Origin of the sequence: Sphaerisporangium sp. NPDC051017, assembly GCF_040683095.1 — a bacterium.
Classification (GTDB): Bacteria; Actinomycetota; Actinomycetes; order Streptosporangiales; family Streptosporangiaceae; genus Sphaerisporangium.
Window position 1 is genome coordinate 70,137 of sequence record NZ_JBFBCI010000039.1, and the last position, 15,536, is coordinate 85,672.

The 15,536-nt window shown below is 72.0% G+C and carries 17 protein-coding genes; 5 read left to right on the top strand and 12 right to left on the bottom strand.

Annotated features, from left to right (window positions below; genetic code table 11):
* Window positions 1-141: 141 nt before the first annotated feature.
* From AB0M95_RS26895 to AB0M95_RS26935, 9 genes are all read right to left on the bottom strand, one after another.
* Entirely contained in the window at window positions 142-855 is a 714-nt protein-coding gene (locus tag AB0M95_RS26895) for an ABC transporter ATP-binding protein (RefSeq protein ID WP_363770024.1), read from the bottom strand.
* Window positions 842-1,669 (bottom strand): ABC transporter ATP-binding protein, encoded by an 828-nt coding sequence (locus AB0M95_RS26900; RefSeq protein WP_358521863.1) that lies wholly within the window; start codon window positions 1,667-1,669, stop codon window positions 842-844. The genes AB0M95_RS26895 and AB0M95_RS26900 overlap by 14 nt, the downstream gene beginning before the upstream one ends.
* Window positions 1,666-2,658: a branched-chain amino acid ABC transporter permease gene (locus tag AB0M95_RS26905; RefSeq protein WP_363770027.1), complete on the bottom strand. Its 993-nt coding sequence runs from the start codon at window positions 2,656-2,658 to the stop codon at window positions 1,666-1,668. Before AB0M95_RS26905 ends, AB0M95_RS26900 begins: the two co-directional genes overlap by 4 nt.
* The gene (locus tag AB0M95_RS26910; protein ID WP_363770030.1) at window positions 2,655-3,548 is read right to left on the bottom strand and encodes a branched-chain amino acid ABC transporter permease; all 894 of its coding nucleotides are present in this window, start codon (window positions 3,546-3,548) and stop codon (window positions 2,655-2,657) included. Before AB0M95_RS26910 ends, AB0M95_RS26905 begins: the two co-directional genes overlap by 4 nt.
* A gap of 115 nt (window positions 3,549-3,663) precedes the next feature.
* Window positions 3,664-4,827 carry a branched-chain amino acid ABC transporter substrate-binding protein gene (locus AB0M95_RS26915; protein ID WP_363770033.1) on the bottom strand — a complete coding sequence of 388 codons (1,164 nt, stop codon included), beginning with the start codon at window positions 4,825-4,827 and terminating at the stop codon, window positions 3,664-3,666.
* 134 nt (window positions 4,828-4,961) lie between these two features.
* Window positions 4,962-6,320: an aldehyde dehydrogenase family protein gene (locus AB0M95_RS26920; protein ID WP_363770036.1), complete on the bottom strand. Its 1,359-nt coding sequence runs from the start codon at window positions 6,318-6,320 to the stop codon at window positions 4,962-4,964.
* A gap of 78 nt (window positions 6,321-6,398) precedes the next feature.
* Window positions 6,399-7,400, bottom strand: a complete 1,002-nt coding sequence (locus tag AB0M95_RS26925; RefSeq protein WP_363770039.1) for a proline racemase family protein — start codon at window positions 7,398-7,400, stop codon at window positions 6,399-6,401.
* Window positions 7,400-8,296 (bottom strand): dihydrodipicolinate synthase family protein, encoded by an 897-nt coding sequence (locus AB0M95_RS26930; RefSeq protein ID WP_363770042.1) that lies wholly within the window; start codon window positions 8,294-8,296, stop codon window positions 7,400-7,402. The genes AB0M95_RS26925 and AB0M95_RS26930 overlap by 1 nt, the downstream gene beginning before the upstream one ends.
* Window positions 8,293-8,556 (bottom strand): FAD-dependent oxidoreductase, encoded by a 264-nt coding sequence (locus tag AB0M95_RS26935; protein ID WP_363770045.1) that lies wholly within the window; start codon window positions 8,554-8,556, stop codon window positions 8,293-8,295. Before AB0M95_RS26935 ends, AB0M95_RS26930 begins: the two co-directional genes overlap by 4 nt.
* Before the next feature lie 160 nt (window positions 8,557-8,716).
* Between AB0M95_RS26935 and AB0M95_RS26940 the strand changes: the two genes are divergently transcribed.
* From AB0M95_RS26940 to AB0M95_RS26950, 3 genes are all read left to right on the top strand, one after another.
* On the top strand, window positions 8,717-9,739 hold the full coding sequence (locus AB0M95_RS26940) for a COX15/CtaA family protein (protein ID WP_363770048.1): 1,023 nt from the start codon (window positions 8,717-8,719) through the stop codon (window positions 9,737-9,739).
* 6 nt (window positions 9,740-9,745) lie between these two features.
* A complete protein-coding gene (locus AB0M95_RS26945; RefSeq protein ID WP_358521887.1) occupies window positions 9,746-10,465 on the top strand; it encodes an ElyC/SanA/YdcF family protein in 720 nt (239 codons plus the stop codon).
* A gap of 138 nt (window positions 10,466-10,603) precedes the next feature.
* Window positions 10,604-11,224 (top strand): cellulose binding domain-containing protein, encoded by a 621-nt coding sequence (locus AB0M95_RS26950; RefSeq protein ID WP_363770051.1) that lies wholly within the window; start codon window positions 10,604-10,606, stop codon window positions 11,222-11,224.
* A 70-nt stretch (window positions 11,225-11,294) separates the two neighbouring features.
* Here the strand turns inward: AB0M95_RS26950 and AB0M95_RS26955 are convergent, their stop codons facing one another.
* Both AB0M95_RS26955 and AB0M95_RS26960 read right to left on the bottom strand, forming a co-directional pair.
* Complete coding sequence (locus AB0M95_RS26955) at window positions 11,295-12,545, bottom strand: PrsW family intramembrane metalloprotease (RefSeq protein WP_363770054.1); 1,251 nt, start codon at window positions 12,543-12,545, stop codon at window positions 11,295-11,297.
* A gap of 111 nt (window positions 12,546-12,656) precedes the next feature.
* Window positions 12,657-13,082: a hypothetical protein gene (locus tag AB0M95_RS26960; RefSeq protein ID WP_363770057.1), complete on the bottom strand. Its 426-nt coding sequence runs from the start codon at window positions 13,080-13,082 to the stop codon at window positions 12,657-12,659.
* A gap of 183 nt (window positions 13,083-13,265) precedes the next feature.
* On the opposite strand from AB0M95_RS26960, the gene AB0M95_RS26965 reads away from it, so the two are divergent.
* Both AB0M95_RS26965 and AB0M95_RS26970 read left to right on the top strand, forming a co-directional pair.
* Window positions 13,266-13,901 carry a hypothetical protein gene (locus tag AB0M95_RS26965; RefSeq protein WP_363770060.1) on the top strand — a complete coding sequence of 212 codons (636 nt, stop codon included), beginning with the start codon at window positions 13,266-13,268 and terminating at the stop codon, window positions 13,899-13,901.
* A gap of 9 nt (window positions 13,902-13,910) precedes the next feature.
* A complete protein-coding gene (locus AB0M95_RS26970; protein WP_363770063.1) occupies window positions 13,911-14,630 on the top strand; it encodes a hypothetical protein in 720 nt (239 codons plus the stop codon).
* 229 nt (window positions 14,631-14,859) lie between these two features.
* Here the strand turns inward: AB0M95_RS26970 and AB0M95_RS26975 are convergent.
* Window positions 14,860-15,536: transposase (locus AB0M95_RS26975; RefSeq protein WP_363770066.1), on the bottom strand; the 677-nt coding region annotated here is incomplete at its 5' end.

A 15,536-nucleotide genomic window follows, 5' to 3' on the forward strand; every position in this document is an offset into this window, starting at 1 on the left:
GCGAGACAGGCCGCGCGGGTCCTGCGCTCCAGGACCGTCCGGCCGGGATGTCCGGTGCGCCCGCCGTGACGACGCGGAACGGCTCCCCGCCGGTGTGGTGGTCGACCGTCTCGATCGCGGCCTCGAACTCCGGTCCCATGGTCAGACCCCGCCCAGGTAGGCCTCGACGACCCGGGAGTCGCCGCGCAGCTCGGCCGCGGACCCGCCGAGCACGCACGCGCCGCTCTCGATCACGTACCCGCGATGCGCGATCCTCAGCGCGGCCTTGGCGTTCTGCTCGACCAGCAGGACCGACACCCCCTCCAGGTTGACCTCGCGGACCAGTTCCATGACCGACGCGACGACGAGCGGCGCCAGGCCCATGGACGGCTCGTCCAGGAGCAGCATCCGGGGGCCGGAGACCAGCGCGCGGCCGATGGCGAGCATCTGCTGCTCGCCGCCCGACAGCGTGCCGCCCTGCTGGGCGCGCCGCTCGGCGAGGCGCGGCAGCAGGGCGTAGACCCGGTCGACGCGCCGGCGGATCTCGGCCTTGTCCTGGACGAGATACCCGCCGATCAGCAGGTTCTCATGGACGGTCAGCGTGCTGAAAACGCGGCGTCCCTCAGGGACGTGCACCAGGCCCGCCCGGACGATGGCCTCGGGCCTGGCCCGGGTGAGGTCCCGGCCGTCGAACACGACCGCGCCGGCGCTCGGGCGCACCAGGCCGGAGATCGCCGAGAGCGTGGTGGTCTTGCCCGCGCCGTTGTTGCCGAGCAGCGCGACGATCTCGCCCTCCCCGACGGTCAGCGACATGCCGCGCAGGGCGTGCACGCCGCCGTAGTGGACGTCGAGTCCCTCGACCTCAAGCGCCGCCATCGCGGCCTCCCTGGTGTTCCTCCGAGGCGTCCCCGCCGTTCTCGCCGGCCTCGTCCTCGTCCTTGCCGAGGTAGGCCTCGATGACGGCGGGGTCGCGGCGGACGTCCTCGGGGCGGCCGTCGGCGATCTCGCGGCCGAAGTTGAGCACGACCACCCGTTCGGACACCTCCATGACCAGCCCCATGTCGTGCTCGATGAGCACGGTCGCGATGCCGAGGCCGCGGACCCTGCGGATCAGGTCCGGCATCTCGGCCTTCTCGCCGTGGTTGAGCCCGGCGGCGGGCTCGTCGAGCAGCAGCAGCCCCGGCCTGCGGGCCAGCGCGCGGGCGATCTCCACCCGCCGCTGCTCGCCGTACGGCAGGGCGCGGGCCTGGCCGAAGCGGTCGCCGCGCAGGCCGACGAAGTCCAGCCAGTGGTGGGCCTGCTCGGTGCACTCGCGCTCGGTGCGCCGGTAACGCGGGGTGTGCAGCAGCGCGTCGAGGAAGTTCTGGCGCAGCCACAGGTGGGCCCCGGCGCGGACGTTGTCCAGGACGGACATCTCGCCGAACAGGCGCAGGTTCTGGAACGTCCGCGCCACGCCGAGCCCCGCGATCCTGGACGGGCGCATGCCGGTGACGTCCCTGCCGGACAGGGTGATCCGCCCGGCGGTGGGCTTGTAGAACCCGGTCACGCAGTTGAAGGCGGAGGTCTTGCCCGCGCCGTTGGGGCCGATGACCGAGACGATCTCGGCCTCTCCGACGGAGAAGCTCAGGCCGTCGATGGCCAGCAGACCGCCGAACGACAGGCGCAGGTCCTGGACCGACAGCAGGGTCATGAGCCCGCCTCCCGGGAGCGGTGCGGCCACAGTCCCTGCGGGCGGACCAGCATGACGAGGATGAGCAGGACGCCGAAGGCGAAGAATCGGTAGCCGGCGAAGTCGCGCAGCACCTCGGGCAGCAGGCTGATGACGATCGCGCCGATGACCACGCCCGGGGTCGAGCCCATGCCGCCCAGCACGACGGCCATGAGGACGAGCGCCGACTGCAGGAACGTGAAGCTGCCCGGCGAGATCGCCGAGAGCTGCGCGGCGAACAGCACGCCCGCCAGGCCGCCCCACACGGCGCCCGCGATGTAGGCGGCGAGCTTGACGCGGTAGGTGTGCACGCCCATGGCCTCGGCGGCGTCCTCGTCCTCGCGGACGAACCGCCAGGCCCGTCCGAGGCGGGAGCGGCCGAGCCGGGAGGCGCCGATGACGGCGACCGAGACGATCGCCACGACGAGATAGTAGAAGACGACCGGGCCGCCCGTCAGGCCGGGGATGCCGTAGATGCCCGAGGGGCCGCCCGTGATGTCCAGGTTGTTGGCGGTGATACGGATGATCTCGCCGAAGCCGAGCGTCACGATGGCCAGGTAGTCGCTGCGCAGCCGCAGGGTTGGGGCGCCGACCACGATGCCCGCGACGACGGTGACGGCGATCACGGCGGGCACGGTGGCGAGCAGCGGGAGCCCGAGCCGGGTGCTGAGCACGCCGCTGGTGTAGGCGCCGGCGGCGAAGAAGGCGACATACCCGAGGTCGAGCAGGCCGCAGAAGCCGACGACGATGTTCAGCCCGGAGGCGAGCATCACGAAGATCGCCGCGCTGGTCATGACCGACAGCGCGTACGGCGTGGCGATGACGAACGGGGCCAGCACCGCGACGGCGAGCCCGGCGAGGCCCGCCCACCTGCTGTCGAACAGGCGCGTGGTCGCGCGGCCGAGCGCCGTCCCCTTGCGCGGCCGGACGGGGGTGGGCTTCTGATCGGGCTTCGGGGCGGGCGCGATCATACGCGCTCCGTCACGCGCTCGCCGAGCAGGCCGGTGGGCCGCACGGTCAGGAACAGGATCAGCACGCCGAAGGCGAACACGTCGCGCCACTCGCCGCCGAGCCAGTAGGTGCCGAACGACTCCAGCAGGCCGAGCAGCAGGCCGCCGAGCATGGTGCCGGTGATGTTGCCGATGCCGCCGATGACCGCCGAGGTGAACGCCTTGAGCCCGATGAGGAAGCCCATCAGGAAGTCGATCTTGCCGTAGTAGGCCCCGGCCATCACGCCGGCCGCGCCCGCGAGCGCCGAGCCGAGGAAGAACGTCCGGGAGATGACCGCGTTGACGTTGATGCCCATGAGCGCGGCCGTGCGCGGGTCCAGGGCGATGGCCCGCATGGCGCGGCCCTCGCGGGTGCGGGTGACCAGCACGTTCAGCGCCGCCATGAGCACGACCGCGACGATGATCAGCGCGATCTGCTGGAGGGTGACGCGCGCGCCGAGCACTTCGACGGACGTGCCGCCGAGCCTGAGCGGGTAGACCCGCGGGTCGGCGCCGGCGGCGGCGCGCATGCCGTACTCCAGCGCGAACGAGGCGCCGACCGCCGTGATCAGCAGGGACAGCCGCGGCGCGCCGCGCAGCGGACGGTAGGCGACGCGCTCAAGGACGACACCGGACAGGCCGGTCACGCCCATCGTGACGACGAGGACGCCGAGCAGCACGGGCAGCGCCATGCCCGGCGAGACGCCGCCCACCGCTCCGAGGACCGCGAAGCCGGTGAAGGCGCCCAGCATGTAGATGTCGCCGTGGGCGAAGTTCAGCAGCCTCATGATCCCGTAGACCATGCTGTAGCCGAGCGCCACCAGCGCGTAGAAGGAGCCGACGAACACCCCGTTCCAGATCAGTTGTGCCATGTCGTGCCTCCTTCGAGGCCGCGGCGGCCGGGCGCGGGGTGCGCGCCGGCCGCCGGGGGGATCATGGGGTGGTCACCCCGGTGGGACGCCGCCATGCGGGGCCCGGCCGGCACGGTCACTTGAGCGCGTCCTGCAGGGCGAACCTGCCGGACTTCACGACCAGGATCTGGAAGCCGCCGGTGGACAGGGTGTGGTCGGCGGTGAACTTCAGCGGGCCGGAGAACATCTGGAAGCCGTCGATGGCCTCCAGCGCGGCGATCACCTTGGCGCCGTCGGTGGACCCGGCCTTGGATACCGCCTCGGCGGCCAGCCGGACGCCGTCGTAGGCCTGGTTGGAGTACGGGCCGGGGTCGGCGTTGAACTTCTTCTTGTAGGCGGCGATCCAGCCCTCGGCGCCCTGCAGCGTCTCGGGGGTCTGGGTCATCGTGGCGTACACGCCCTCGGCGTCGCCCCCGGCGATCTCGGCGAGCTTCGGCGACACCGCGCCGTCGCCGACCATGATGCCGCCCTTGTACCCGGCCTGGCGGAGCTGGCGGATGATCAGGCCGCCCTCCTGGAAGTAGCCGGTCCAGTAGACGAAGTCGGGCTTCTTGGCCAGGATGTTGTGGATGTTCGCGCTGTAGTCGCTCTCCTTGGGCGTCACCGCCTCGAGGATGGCCGTCTCGGAGCCGCCGGCCTCGTCGAGCAGCTTCTGGGTGCGGACGGCGATGTCCTTGGAGTAACTGGTGTTGTCGTGCATCAGCGCGACGCTCTTGGCGCCCTGCTTGGTCATCCAGGCCATGGCCGCGGTCGCCTGCTGCGTGCCGGTGCCGTTGATCAGGAAGACGTGCTTGAGGTGCTGATCGACGAGTTCCTGCGAGTTCGCGGCAGGGATGATAATCGGGATGTTCGCCTTGCCGAAGACCGGCAGGGTGGGCAGTGTGGCGCCGGAGCAGTAGCCGCCGACGGAGATCTTGATCCCCTCGGTGACGAGCTTGTTGGCGCCCGCGACGGCGGTCTGCGCGTCGCAGGCGTCGTCGGCGATCTTGAGCTCCAGCTTGCGGCCGAGGACGCCGCCCTTGCCGTTGATCTCGTCCACGGCGAGCTGGGCGGCGTTCTGCATGTACGGGCCGATGGCGGCCTCGCTGCCGGACTGCGGGATCAGCATCCCGAGCGTGATGGGTCCCTCGTCTCCCCCGGAGTTCGAGCCGCCGTCGAGGAGGCCCTGCCCGCATCCGGCGGTCAGCAGGCTCGCGGCCGCCAGCATCGCCGCGATCATCGAAATACGCGATCTGCCCATCGTCTCTTCTCCTCGCGAAACAGCGCCGTCCCACACGGTGCGTGACATTGCACCTGCGGCGTATGTCCGCGTCAAGACGTCGATACCAGACCGTTAAGAGGCCGGTAAGGGCGGCCGCGAACCCGTGACCCGGGTCAGTCGCCCGCGGGCGCGAGGGCGACCGTGCGGGTCGAGGTGTAGAACTCCTGGGCGGCCTTGCCCTGCTCGCGGGGCCCGTAGCTGGAGTCCTTCTCGCCGCCGAACGGCAGGTAGAAGTCCACGCCCGAGGTCGGGCTGTTGACCTTCACCAGGCCGGTGTCCAGCCGCGCCGAGACCTCCAGCGCGCGGTCCAGGTCGCGGGTGTAGACGGCGGAGACCAGCCCGTAGCGCACGCCGTTGGCCAGCGCCACGGCCTCGTCCACCGACCCCGCGTCCTGCACCAGGCAGATCGGGCCGAACACCTCGTCGCACGCCAGGACGTGCCCGTCCGGGACACCGTCCACCAGGGTGGGGGCGGCGAACCATCCGGCGCGGTCCAGCGCGGCGCCGCCGGTCAGCGCCCGCCCGCCGACGGCGGCGGCGACGACGCGGTCGCGGGCGGTCTCGTCGATCAGCGGTCCGACGGCGGTGCCGGGGTCGGACGGGTCGCCCACGCCGAGCTTGGCGACGGCGGCGACCAGCGCCTCGCGCACCTCGGCGGCGTTGCCGACCGTGATGACCCGCTTGGTCGCGGTGCACTTCTGGCCGGCGTACCCGAACGCGGCGGCGGCGATCTGCGCGGCGGCCGCCTCCAGGTTGGCGTCGTCCAGGACGATGCTGGCGTTCTGACCGCCCATCTCGGCCTGGACGGCGGCGCCCCGGCGCACGGCGGCCACGCTGACCTCCCGGCCCACGGCCGCCGACCCGGTGAAGGAGACGACGTCGGCCGCGTCCACGAGCGCCGCGCCCTCCTCGGGGCCGCCGGGGACGACCTGGAACAGGTCCTCGGGCAGGCCGAGCAGTTCGGCCAGGCGCAGGGCGCCGGCCAGGGCGTGCGGGGCGGGCTTGAGGACGACGGCGTTGCCGAAGGCCAGCGCCGGGGCCGCCTTCCACAGCGGGATGGCCAGGGGGAAGTTCCAAGGCGTGATCAGGCCCGCCACGCCGCGCGGGCGCCTGCGCGTGTAGGCGAGCCCGGCGCCGGAGGGCTCGTGCACCGCGCCCACCGGGTCGAACACCTGCTGGGCGTAGTAGCGCAGGATCGCCGCCGACCGCGCGACCTCGCCCCTGGCCTCGGCGACCGGCTTGCCGACCTCCCGGACCACCAGATCGGCGAGCTCGCCGGCCGCGCCCGCCACGGCCTCGGCCGCGGAGGTCAGCGCGGCGGCGCGCTCGGCGGCGTTCGCCCCGGCCCACCGCGCCTGCGCGGCCCGTGCCCGCCGCACGGCTCCGGCCACGCCGTCCGCGCCGGCCAGGGGCGCGCTCGCCACCAGGTCGGCGGGGTTCTGCGGCGAACGGCTTTCGACAACATCCATCATGGACCCTCTTCCCTATCCATTGTCCCGCTACATGGAGCCATAGTCCATGTCATGGACCATGGTGCAGTCGCTCAGGTATCACAGCAGAAAGCCCTCCGGGAAGGGATCCGAGGGGTCCAGGAAATGCTGGGCCGTCCCCGTCAGCCACGCCCGGCCCGTGATCGCCGGGACGACGGCGGGCACCCCCGCCACCTCGGTCTCCTCCAGCAGCCGCCCGGTGAACCGCGTGCCGATGAACGACTCGTTGACGAAGTCCTCGCCCAGGGCCAGCTCACCGCGCGCGTGCAGTTGCGCCATGCGCGCGCTGGTCCCCGTCCCGCACGGCGACCGGTCGAACCAGCCCGGATAGATCGCCATGGCGTGCCGCGACAGCCGCGCGTCCGACCCCGGCGCGACGAACTGCACGTGGTGGCAGCCCCGGATGCCCGGGTCCAGCGGGTGGACCGGCTCGTCCGCCTCGTTGATCGCCGCCGAGATCGCCAGGCCCGCGTCCAGGATGTCCCGGCCCCTGGCCCGGTCGAACGGCAGCCCCACCGACTCGATCGGCAGGATCGCGTAGAAGTTGCCGCCGTAGGCCAGGTCGTAGACGACCTCCCCGAACCCGGGCACCTTGACCGTGCGGCCGAGCCCCGCGCTGAACGACGGCACGTTGCGGATCGTCACCGCCGCCGCCACGCCGTCCTCCACCCGCACCGACGCGACCACCAGACCGGCCGGGGTGTCCAGGCGGACGGTGGTGACCGGCTCGACGACCTCCACCATGCCCGTCTCCACCAGGACGGTCGCGACGCCGATCGTGCCGTGGCCGCACATCGGCAGGCAGCCGGACACCTCGATGTACAGCACACCGAAGTCGGCGTCGGGACGGGTGGGCGGCTGCAGGATCGCGCCGCTCATCGCCGAGTGGCCGTGCGGCTCGAACATCAGCAGCTTGCGGACGTGGTCGAGGTTCGCCAGGAAGTACTCCCGGCGCTCGGCCATGCTCGCGCCGGGGATCACCCCCACTCCCCCGGTCACCACGCGCGTCGGCATGCCCTCGGTGTGCGAGTCGACGACGTGGTAGATCTTCCTGGTCCTCATCACCTCAGCCCTCCGGCCAGCGCCTTCTCGGTGGCGACGCGGACCGAAGCCTCGTGCTCGGCGGTCAGCGGGACGCGCGGCGGGCGGCACGGGCCGCCGTACCGGCCGGCGATGTCCATCGACAGCTTGATGGCCTGGACGAACTCGACCTTGGCGTCCCAGCGCAGCAGCGGGTGCAGCGTCCGGTACAGCGGCAGCGCCGTCGCCAGGTCCCCCTCGAGCGCCGCCCGGTACAGCGCCACGCAGGACGCGGGCAGCGCGTTCGGGAACCCGGCGACCCAGCCGACCGCCCCGGCGATGCCCAGCTCCAGCACCACGTCGTCCGAGCCGATCAGCACGTCCAGGCCGGGGGCCAGCTCCGCGATCTCGTACGCGCGGCGCACGTCGCCGGTGAACTCCTTGACGCCCACGATCAGGCCCTCGGCGTGCAGCTCCGCCAGCAGCGACGGGACCAGGTCCACCTTGGTGTCGATGGGGTTGTTGTAGGCGACGATCGGCACGCCCGCCTTGGCGACCTCCCGGTAGTGCCCGAGCACCGAGCGCTCGTCTGCGCGGTAGGCGTTCGGCGGGAGCAGCATGACCGCCTGGCAGCCCGCCTCCCCCGCCTGCTCGGTCCAGCGGCGCGCCTCGGCCGCGCCGTACGCCGCCACGCCCGGCATCACGCGGTCGCCTCCGATGGCCGCGACGGCCGTCTCGACGACGCGGGCGCGCTCCTCGGGGGTGAGCGTCTGGTACTCGCCCAGCGAACCGTTGGGCACCACGCCGTCGCATCCCTGCTCGACCAGATGGCGGCAGTGCTCGGCGTAGCGGTCCTCGTCGACGCTCAGGTCCTCGCGCAACGGCAGCGCCGTCGCCACCATCACGCCGCGCCAGGGCTTCTCACGGGTCGTCGTCATCGGGGGTCCTCTCCTCCAGAGTGTCCGTTGGGCCGATCGCCGTGCCGGACATATCGGCTTTGCCCGGAATGCTGTGCTTCCTCCCCGGGGGCACCGGGCGGCCGTCCACCGTGATCTCGAACGCGGTCTCGGCCCGGGGACGCCGGTCGCCGGGACGCCTCAAAGGCAGGCCATGCCCCGTCCAGGCACCGCGGCCGGGCGGCGTGATACGCGCACGCCGCTCCGACGACCCCAGCGCCGACCACAACGACGTCCGCCATCCCCACCTCATCGCCCACCGTCGCAATGAATCAGTAATATGTCACATATCTATTCCTCGTTCAATCCCCTGCCCCGCCCGCGCGGGCGGAGGACGTGCCATGGGTTCAGCCAACGCATCCGCAATCAGGGGCACTCCCCCTGGCACCTACGATGTGTGCCGTGACCGCAGCAGACCAGTTCTCCAGTAACGCCGGGCGCGGCCTCCCCGACCGGGTCCGGGGCCGGGCCCTGGAGCTGTTCCACTCCGCCTGGTCGCCCACGGCCGCCTCCATGCGACGGTGGGCGCTGGCGAGCGTGGTGGCGAACGCGGGCATCACCGTCACCGGCGCCGCCGTCCGGCTGACCGGATCCGGCCTCGGCTGCCCGAGCTGGCCGCGGTGCACGCCGGGCAGCTTCGTTCCCGCGCCGCACGACGCCCACGCGCCGGTCAACATGGCCATCGAGTTCGGCAACCGCCTGCTGTCGTTCCTGGTGCTCGCGGTCGCGGCGGGCTGTGTGGTGGCGGCCCTCCGGCTGGTCCCCCGCCGCCGGTCCCTGACGTGGCTGGCGCTGATCCAGCCCGCCGGGGTGGCCCTCCAGGCGGTGTGGGGCGGCGTGGTGGTCCGCTCGGCGCTCAACCCGGTGACGGTCAGCGTCCATTTCCTGGTGTCCGTCGGCATGATCGCGGGCGCGTTCGCGCTGTACGCCCGTTCCGGCGAGGGGGACGCGCCCGCGCGCCGCCTCGTCCACCGCGACATCCGCACGCTCGGGTTCGTGCTGGTCACGGCGGTGTTCGTGCTGCTGGTCGCGGGCGTCGTCGTGACGGGCACCGGGCCGCACTCCGGGGACGAGGCCGCCTCGCGGTTCGACTTCGACATCGAGGCCATGGCACGCCTGCACGCCGACGTCGTCTGGGTGGTGCTCGGCCTGACCTTCGCGCTGCTGTTCGCGCTGCACGTCACCGACGCCCCCGGCCGGGCCCGGCGCGGCGCTCTGGTGCTGCTCGGCGTCGAGCTGGCCCAGGGTGTGATCGGCTACGTGCAGTACTTCCTCGCCGTGCCCGCGTTCCTGGTCGGCCTGCACGTGCTCGGGTCGACGCTGGTCTGGATCGCCACCCTGCGCGTGGTGTACCTCATGCGCGCGCGCGGCCCGCTCGACTCCCTAGCTCCCGGCGCGAACGAAGTGGACGCGGTCGGCGTCTAAGCGAGCGTGCTTGTCGATCTCCCGTCCCCGCTCCGCCCGTGGCGGTGGCCCGTGCGGGCGCGCCGCCGCCTGTTCCTCGCGGCGGTCGCGCTGAGCCTGCTCGCCGTCGCGCCGATGACCTGGGCGTGGCTGTTCGCCGCGGGCCATCGGGTCACGGCCGGCCCCGGCGGCGCCTGGGTCCGCGATGTCCCGCCCGCTCCCGTGGCGCTCGTGCTCGGGGCCGGGCTGTTCCACGGCGTGCCCTCGCCGATGCTCGCCACGCGGCTGGACCTCGCCGCCGCGCTCTACCGGGACGGCCGGGTGCGGGCTCTGCTGCTGTCGGGCGACAACGGCAGGGTGGGGTACGACGAGCCGTCCGCGATGCGCGCCTACCTCCTCGCGCGCGGCGTGCCGGCCGGGGTCATGGTGCTGGACTACGCGGGGTTCGACACCTGGGACTCCTGCGTGCGTGCTCGCGAGGTCTTCGGGGCGCGCCGCCTGACCGTCGTCACGCAGAACTTCCACCTGCCGCGCGCGGTGGCGCTGTGCCGGGCGGCGGGAATCGAGGCGTTCGGGGTAGGCGACGACTCCTTCGCCGTGTGGCCCGGCCAGACCGTCGTGTACGCCGTCCGGGAGTTCGGCGCGACGGCCAAGGGCTTCCTCGACGCGATGGTGCTGCGCTCGTCCCCGGTCTTCCCCGGGCCGAGGGAGACCTCGCTGGACCGCATCCTCGGCTCGCGTCCCTGAGCCTCCCGCCCTTCCCTCGCGAAAGTTTCATCGGCCCCGGGGACGACCGCCGGGTGGACCTGCGGTTTCCCGTGCCATCGGAACCTCTCCGGCCCGCGGGCCTGGAGACGCCGTGCGACAGGGGATAATGTCCGCAGCATGCATGGGAGCGCTCCCAACGGAGCCGTCACCACGTACCTCATGTCCGAGGCGATCCGGCGGGCCGGACCGATGACGGCGGCCCGGTACCCGCTCGCGCTCACCGCGGGCCTCACCACGCTGATCACACTGATCACACTGATCACACTGATCACACTGATCGCACTGACGGCGCTGACCGGCTGCTCGGACGCCGTACGCGCGAGCCCGCCCGGCCCCCCGCCGGCCGTCGCGACGTCCCAGCGGCCCGCCACGTCGGCGGTGCCGTCGACCCATCCGGTGACACCCTCGTCGACACCCTCGTCGACACCGTTGCCGGCCTCCTGCTCGGCGTCCGTGAACACCGTGTTCGCCTGGCCCGGCGGGTTCCGGGGCGAGGTGACGATCAGGAACACCGGGGACGCGCCGATCAACGCCTGGTACGTCCAGTGGACGATGCCGCTCGGAATGACCCTCACCGAGGCGTGGAAGGGCACGCCGATGCAGAGCGGCCCGTTCGCGATGATCCACGCGCCCGTGGCGAACCCGCGGCTGGATCCCGGGTCGACCGCGAGCGCCGGATTCATCGCGAAGAGACAGGACGACACCAAACCCGCCTTCACGCACGTGGGATGCGGTTAGCCGATCGGCGACGCGCGTCCCCGGAACGTCGGGGACGAGGTCGGGCGAGGTCGGGGGTGGTCAGACGAGGTCAGACGGGGTCGCGCGGGATGCCGTCGGACGGAGGGTGCGGCGGGTACGGCGACGCGGACTGCCGCGGGTCGTGCCCGGGAGCGTACCCAGGCGGGGCCATCCCCTTGGCGATCGTGGTCTGGTGCCGCTCGGGAACCGGGAAATCGGACTTGGCGGCGCTCATGCAGGCCAGCAGGGCCTCGCGCTGCCCCTCGAAGGCCTCCCTGGAGATGACGCCGCGCCGCCCCCGGTCGTGCAGCAGGCCGAGCTCGGTCGCGGCGACCTGGTAGTCGCGCATGGCGCTCAGCCCCCGCTGCCCGCCGTGCGCCTTGGCCCACTGGCGGGCCTGCCTGCGCCCCTGCAGGGAGGACAGCATGAACACGTCGATGTCGGTGACGAGCCCGAGCCCGCCGTAGGGCGGCAGGTAGTACTGGATGAAGCCGACGATGCGCCTGCGGTCCCGCAGGACGACCCAAAGCTCGACGAAGAACAGCACCATCAGCAGCAGGTAGGCCGCCGCCAGCCCGCGCAGGCCACCGTAGGACGTGAAGCCGTTCCAGATGCCGTGCAGGGTGATCGCGCCGAGCCAGCCGAGGAAGACGACCCCGCCCCGCGCCGATCCGCGGTTCTCTGCGGCGTACGCCACCGCGATGCCGATCATCGAGGTGAACAGCGGATGCGCGAACGGGGACAGGATGCCACGCAGCACGACGGTGACCGCGAGCCCCTGCACGCCGTGCTGGTCCTGCGCCATGATGTAGTAGCTGACGTTCTCGCTCATCGCGAAGCCGAGGCCCACCATCCCGGCGTAGATGATGCCGTCGGTCGGCCCGTCCAGTTCCTGCCTGCGCCAGCGCAGCAGGCCGACCAGCACGAGCCCCTTCATCGTCTCCTCGACCACGGGGGCGACGAAGGTGGCCACGAGGTTGCGCGCGCCCGTGGGGTCCTGAGTGGCGATGGTGACGTACCGCAGGTTGAGGCTGTTCACGATGCCGGCGAGGAGCACGGCGATGCCCGCGCCCCACATGAAGGCGAACGCGAGGTCCTTGCGCGGCTCGGGCTCCAGGCGGTCCAGGGCGAGCAGGCCGGCCAGCAGCAGCGGGACGGGGGCCAGCGCCAGCACGAGCGCGATGAAGAACTGCACCGGCTCGCCGTTGAAGATGTCGAACGAGAACGACACCATCGCGCAGAGCCCGGCCACGACCAGGCCGATGATCAGCCGGACGGACGGGCGCTCCCTCAGCACCCTGCGGGGATCACGCTCTGTCATGTCCGCGAGCGTATTCGCCCACGCGGCGTGCGCGCCGCGTCTCCACCGGATCCGCAGGCCGGCACCCCGCGATCACCCCACCCACCCCGTACCAGAACGGCTCCCGAGCATTCAGGTCTTCCCCCGGAACAACGCTCCCACACCCGAACAATGCAGAGAACCCTCCCATCTTTCCCGGGTCCCGGCGAGCAGTGCCCCCGGCCGTCCCGGCTCAGCCACGCAGGCGGCTTGGGCGTTGACCTCGGCGCGGCGGGTGGGGTGGAGGTTGTTTTCGTAGTAGGCGATCGAGGACAGCGTCAGCCCGGTCTCCTGGAAGATGTCGCGCACCCGGGTGGCCGCGTCGAATCGATCTGCTCTGATGTGGCTCCTGGGGGCAGGCGCGGGCCACGCGGCGACTTCCAGGGCCTGGAAGCCCTGGTCGGCGGCCCAACGGGCAATCTCCGAAAGATCGCTCTCCGGTAGACATGCCGTAAAAATCCCAGTTTCATGCGCCACCTCCGGACAGAAGCGCTGGACTTGCGTGTCTTCACGATGCAACCATCGAGTGGACGGCTGGACTAACCTCCCACTTTTGTTTGATGAAAACTCATAAGTAGGGGGTATTCGCGCCATCACCATTCAAGGACCCGGCGTCCTCCGCGCCACCCCACAGCCGTCCGGCCGTCCCGAGCCCAGACGCGTACGCGCGCCGGAAACGGCCGCCTCCATCAGGGCATTTCTATGATCTCCCGCCCCGCTCCCCCGTACGACGCGACCGGCCACCGCGCGCTGGTCCGCGAGGCGGTGCGCATGCTGGCCGCCAACTGGGACGGCGGCCACACCGCCCCCTCGCGCCGCCTCTACCCGCACCAGTGGAGCTGGGACTCGGCGTTCATCGCGATCGGCAACGCCCGCTGGGCGCCGCGCCGCGCCAGGCACGAACTGCTGACCCTGTTCGGCGCGCAGTGGCGGGACGGCAGAGTGCCCCACATCGTGTTCAACCCGGACGTTCCCTCGGGCGCCTACTTCCCCGGCCCCGACTTCTGGCGCGTGCGCGCGCCCTCCGGCGCGGCGACCTCGAGGATCGTCCAGCCGCCGGTGCACGCGTCGGCCGCCTGGCAGGTGCACCTGGCGGACCCGGATCCGGCGTTTCTGCGCAGGATCTACCCGCACCTGGCCGCCCAGCAGCGGTTCCTGCGCGAGGAGCGGCGCTCAGCCGAGGGGCTGCTGTCGATCGTCCACCCGTGGGAGTCGGGCATGGACAACAGCCCGGCCTGGGACGCGCCCCTGGCCGCGGTGCCCCCCGACCCGCTCGGCGTCACCCGCCGCGACCTCGCCCACATCGACCCGGGCGAGCGTCCCACCGACCGCGACTAGCGGTACACCGTGCTGGCCCGCGCCTACCGCGACGCCGGCTACCGGGGCACGGGGGCCTTCTCCGTGCAGGACCCGCTGTTCAACGCCGCGTACGGCGCGGCCGAGTCGGCGCTGGCGAAGATCTCCGCCGTCTGCGGGCTCGACCCCGCGCCGCACCACCGCGAGGCCGCGGCCACCACCGCCGCGATGGCGGAGCACCTGTACGCCGACGGGCTGTTCCACGCGCGCGACGCGCTCACCGGCCGCCTGATCAGGTCCGCCAGCGCGGCCGGGCTGACCCCGCTGATCCTGTCCGGCCTGCCCCGCGAGATCGCCGACGCGCTGGCCGCCACCGCCCTCGGCCGGTTCGAGCTGGAACGGCGCGGCACGGTGCCGAGCTTCGCGCCCGGCACCCCCGAGTTCGACCCGGCCTGCTACTGGCGCGGGCCGAGCTGGATCAACCTCTCCTGGCTGATCTGGCACGGGCTGCGCCGCCGGCGCCCCGACTTGGCCGCGCTGGTCGCCGACGGCATGGTGCGGGCGGTCGCGCACGCGGGCTTCCGCGAGTACTTCGACCCCGCCACGCTGGACGGGCACGGCTGCCATGATTTCAGCTGGTCAGCAGCACTCGTCATCGACGTCCTAGCGCAGCACCGCCTGGACGGCCTGCCACCACCCGAAGGCGAGGTCGCACAGCAGCCCAGGCGCCTCGGCGAAGTCCACGACATCAGTGATCATGTTCTGACATAGGTCGCAGACAAAAGCACCCCTATGGTCGCGACCCCGACGAACCGCTCACCACGCTCGAACGCGGCCTCGACCTCCCCAGATCGTCACACCTGATGAGGCTGCTCGCTTCTTGCCAATCCAACCGAACTCCGTCTGCCAACGCTGCCCTGAAGCTATGGGGCAGGGCGGATCGCGTTGTCATCGAGCATGTCCTAGACCGCCCACCGCCCTAAAGTTCAAGGCCGTGAAGTTAGGGGCTGATCGGCCCTGTCAAGATGTCGATGCTGACCGTCGCCTTGTAGGTGCGCCGGTCGACGCGCAGGCTCTTGTAGGCGTAGCGGGACAGTGGGCGTTTGACGGCTCGTGGGCTGAGGCGTAGCCGCCGGGGCGGCAGGAGATGGTCCAAGACGGCTCGGCCGATGGCCCCGACCAGGTCGATGGTGGTGCCGGCGATGACACCGGCGGCCTGGATGACCTGGTCGCGGGCGGCCTGGAGGGCGATGCTGAAGCCGGCCCGGTCGGGGTCGGCGCCGGGGACGGTCCCGGTCGCGTCGGTGATCGCGATCCTGATCGCCTGGTAGGCGGTCAGCAGGGCGTAGATCTCCTGGGTGATGCCGGGCAGGGTGCGGGCCCGTAGCACCCGGCGGCCGAGCATGGTCTTCTTGATGGCGAAGTACGCCGATTCCATCTGCCAGCGCTCGGCGTAGGTCCGGGCGATTTCGATCGCGGGGGCCGCCGCCGGGTCGAGCAGGGTGGCCGGCAGGCGCAGCCGGGTGGTGCGGCGCTTGCCGCCGGCCTCGGTCACCACCAGGTCGAACTCCACCAGACGGGCGATGGTGTCGGGCAGTCGAGGCAGGCCCGGGTCTTTCGCCTGGCGGCGGCGCCGGTACCACATGTTGTCGGACTCGCGTAGCCGCACCAGGCAGG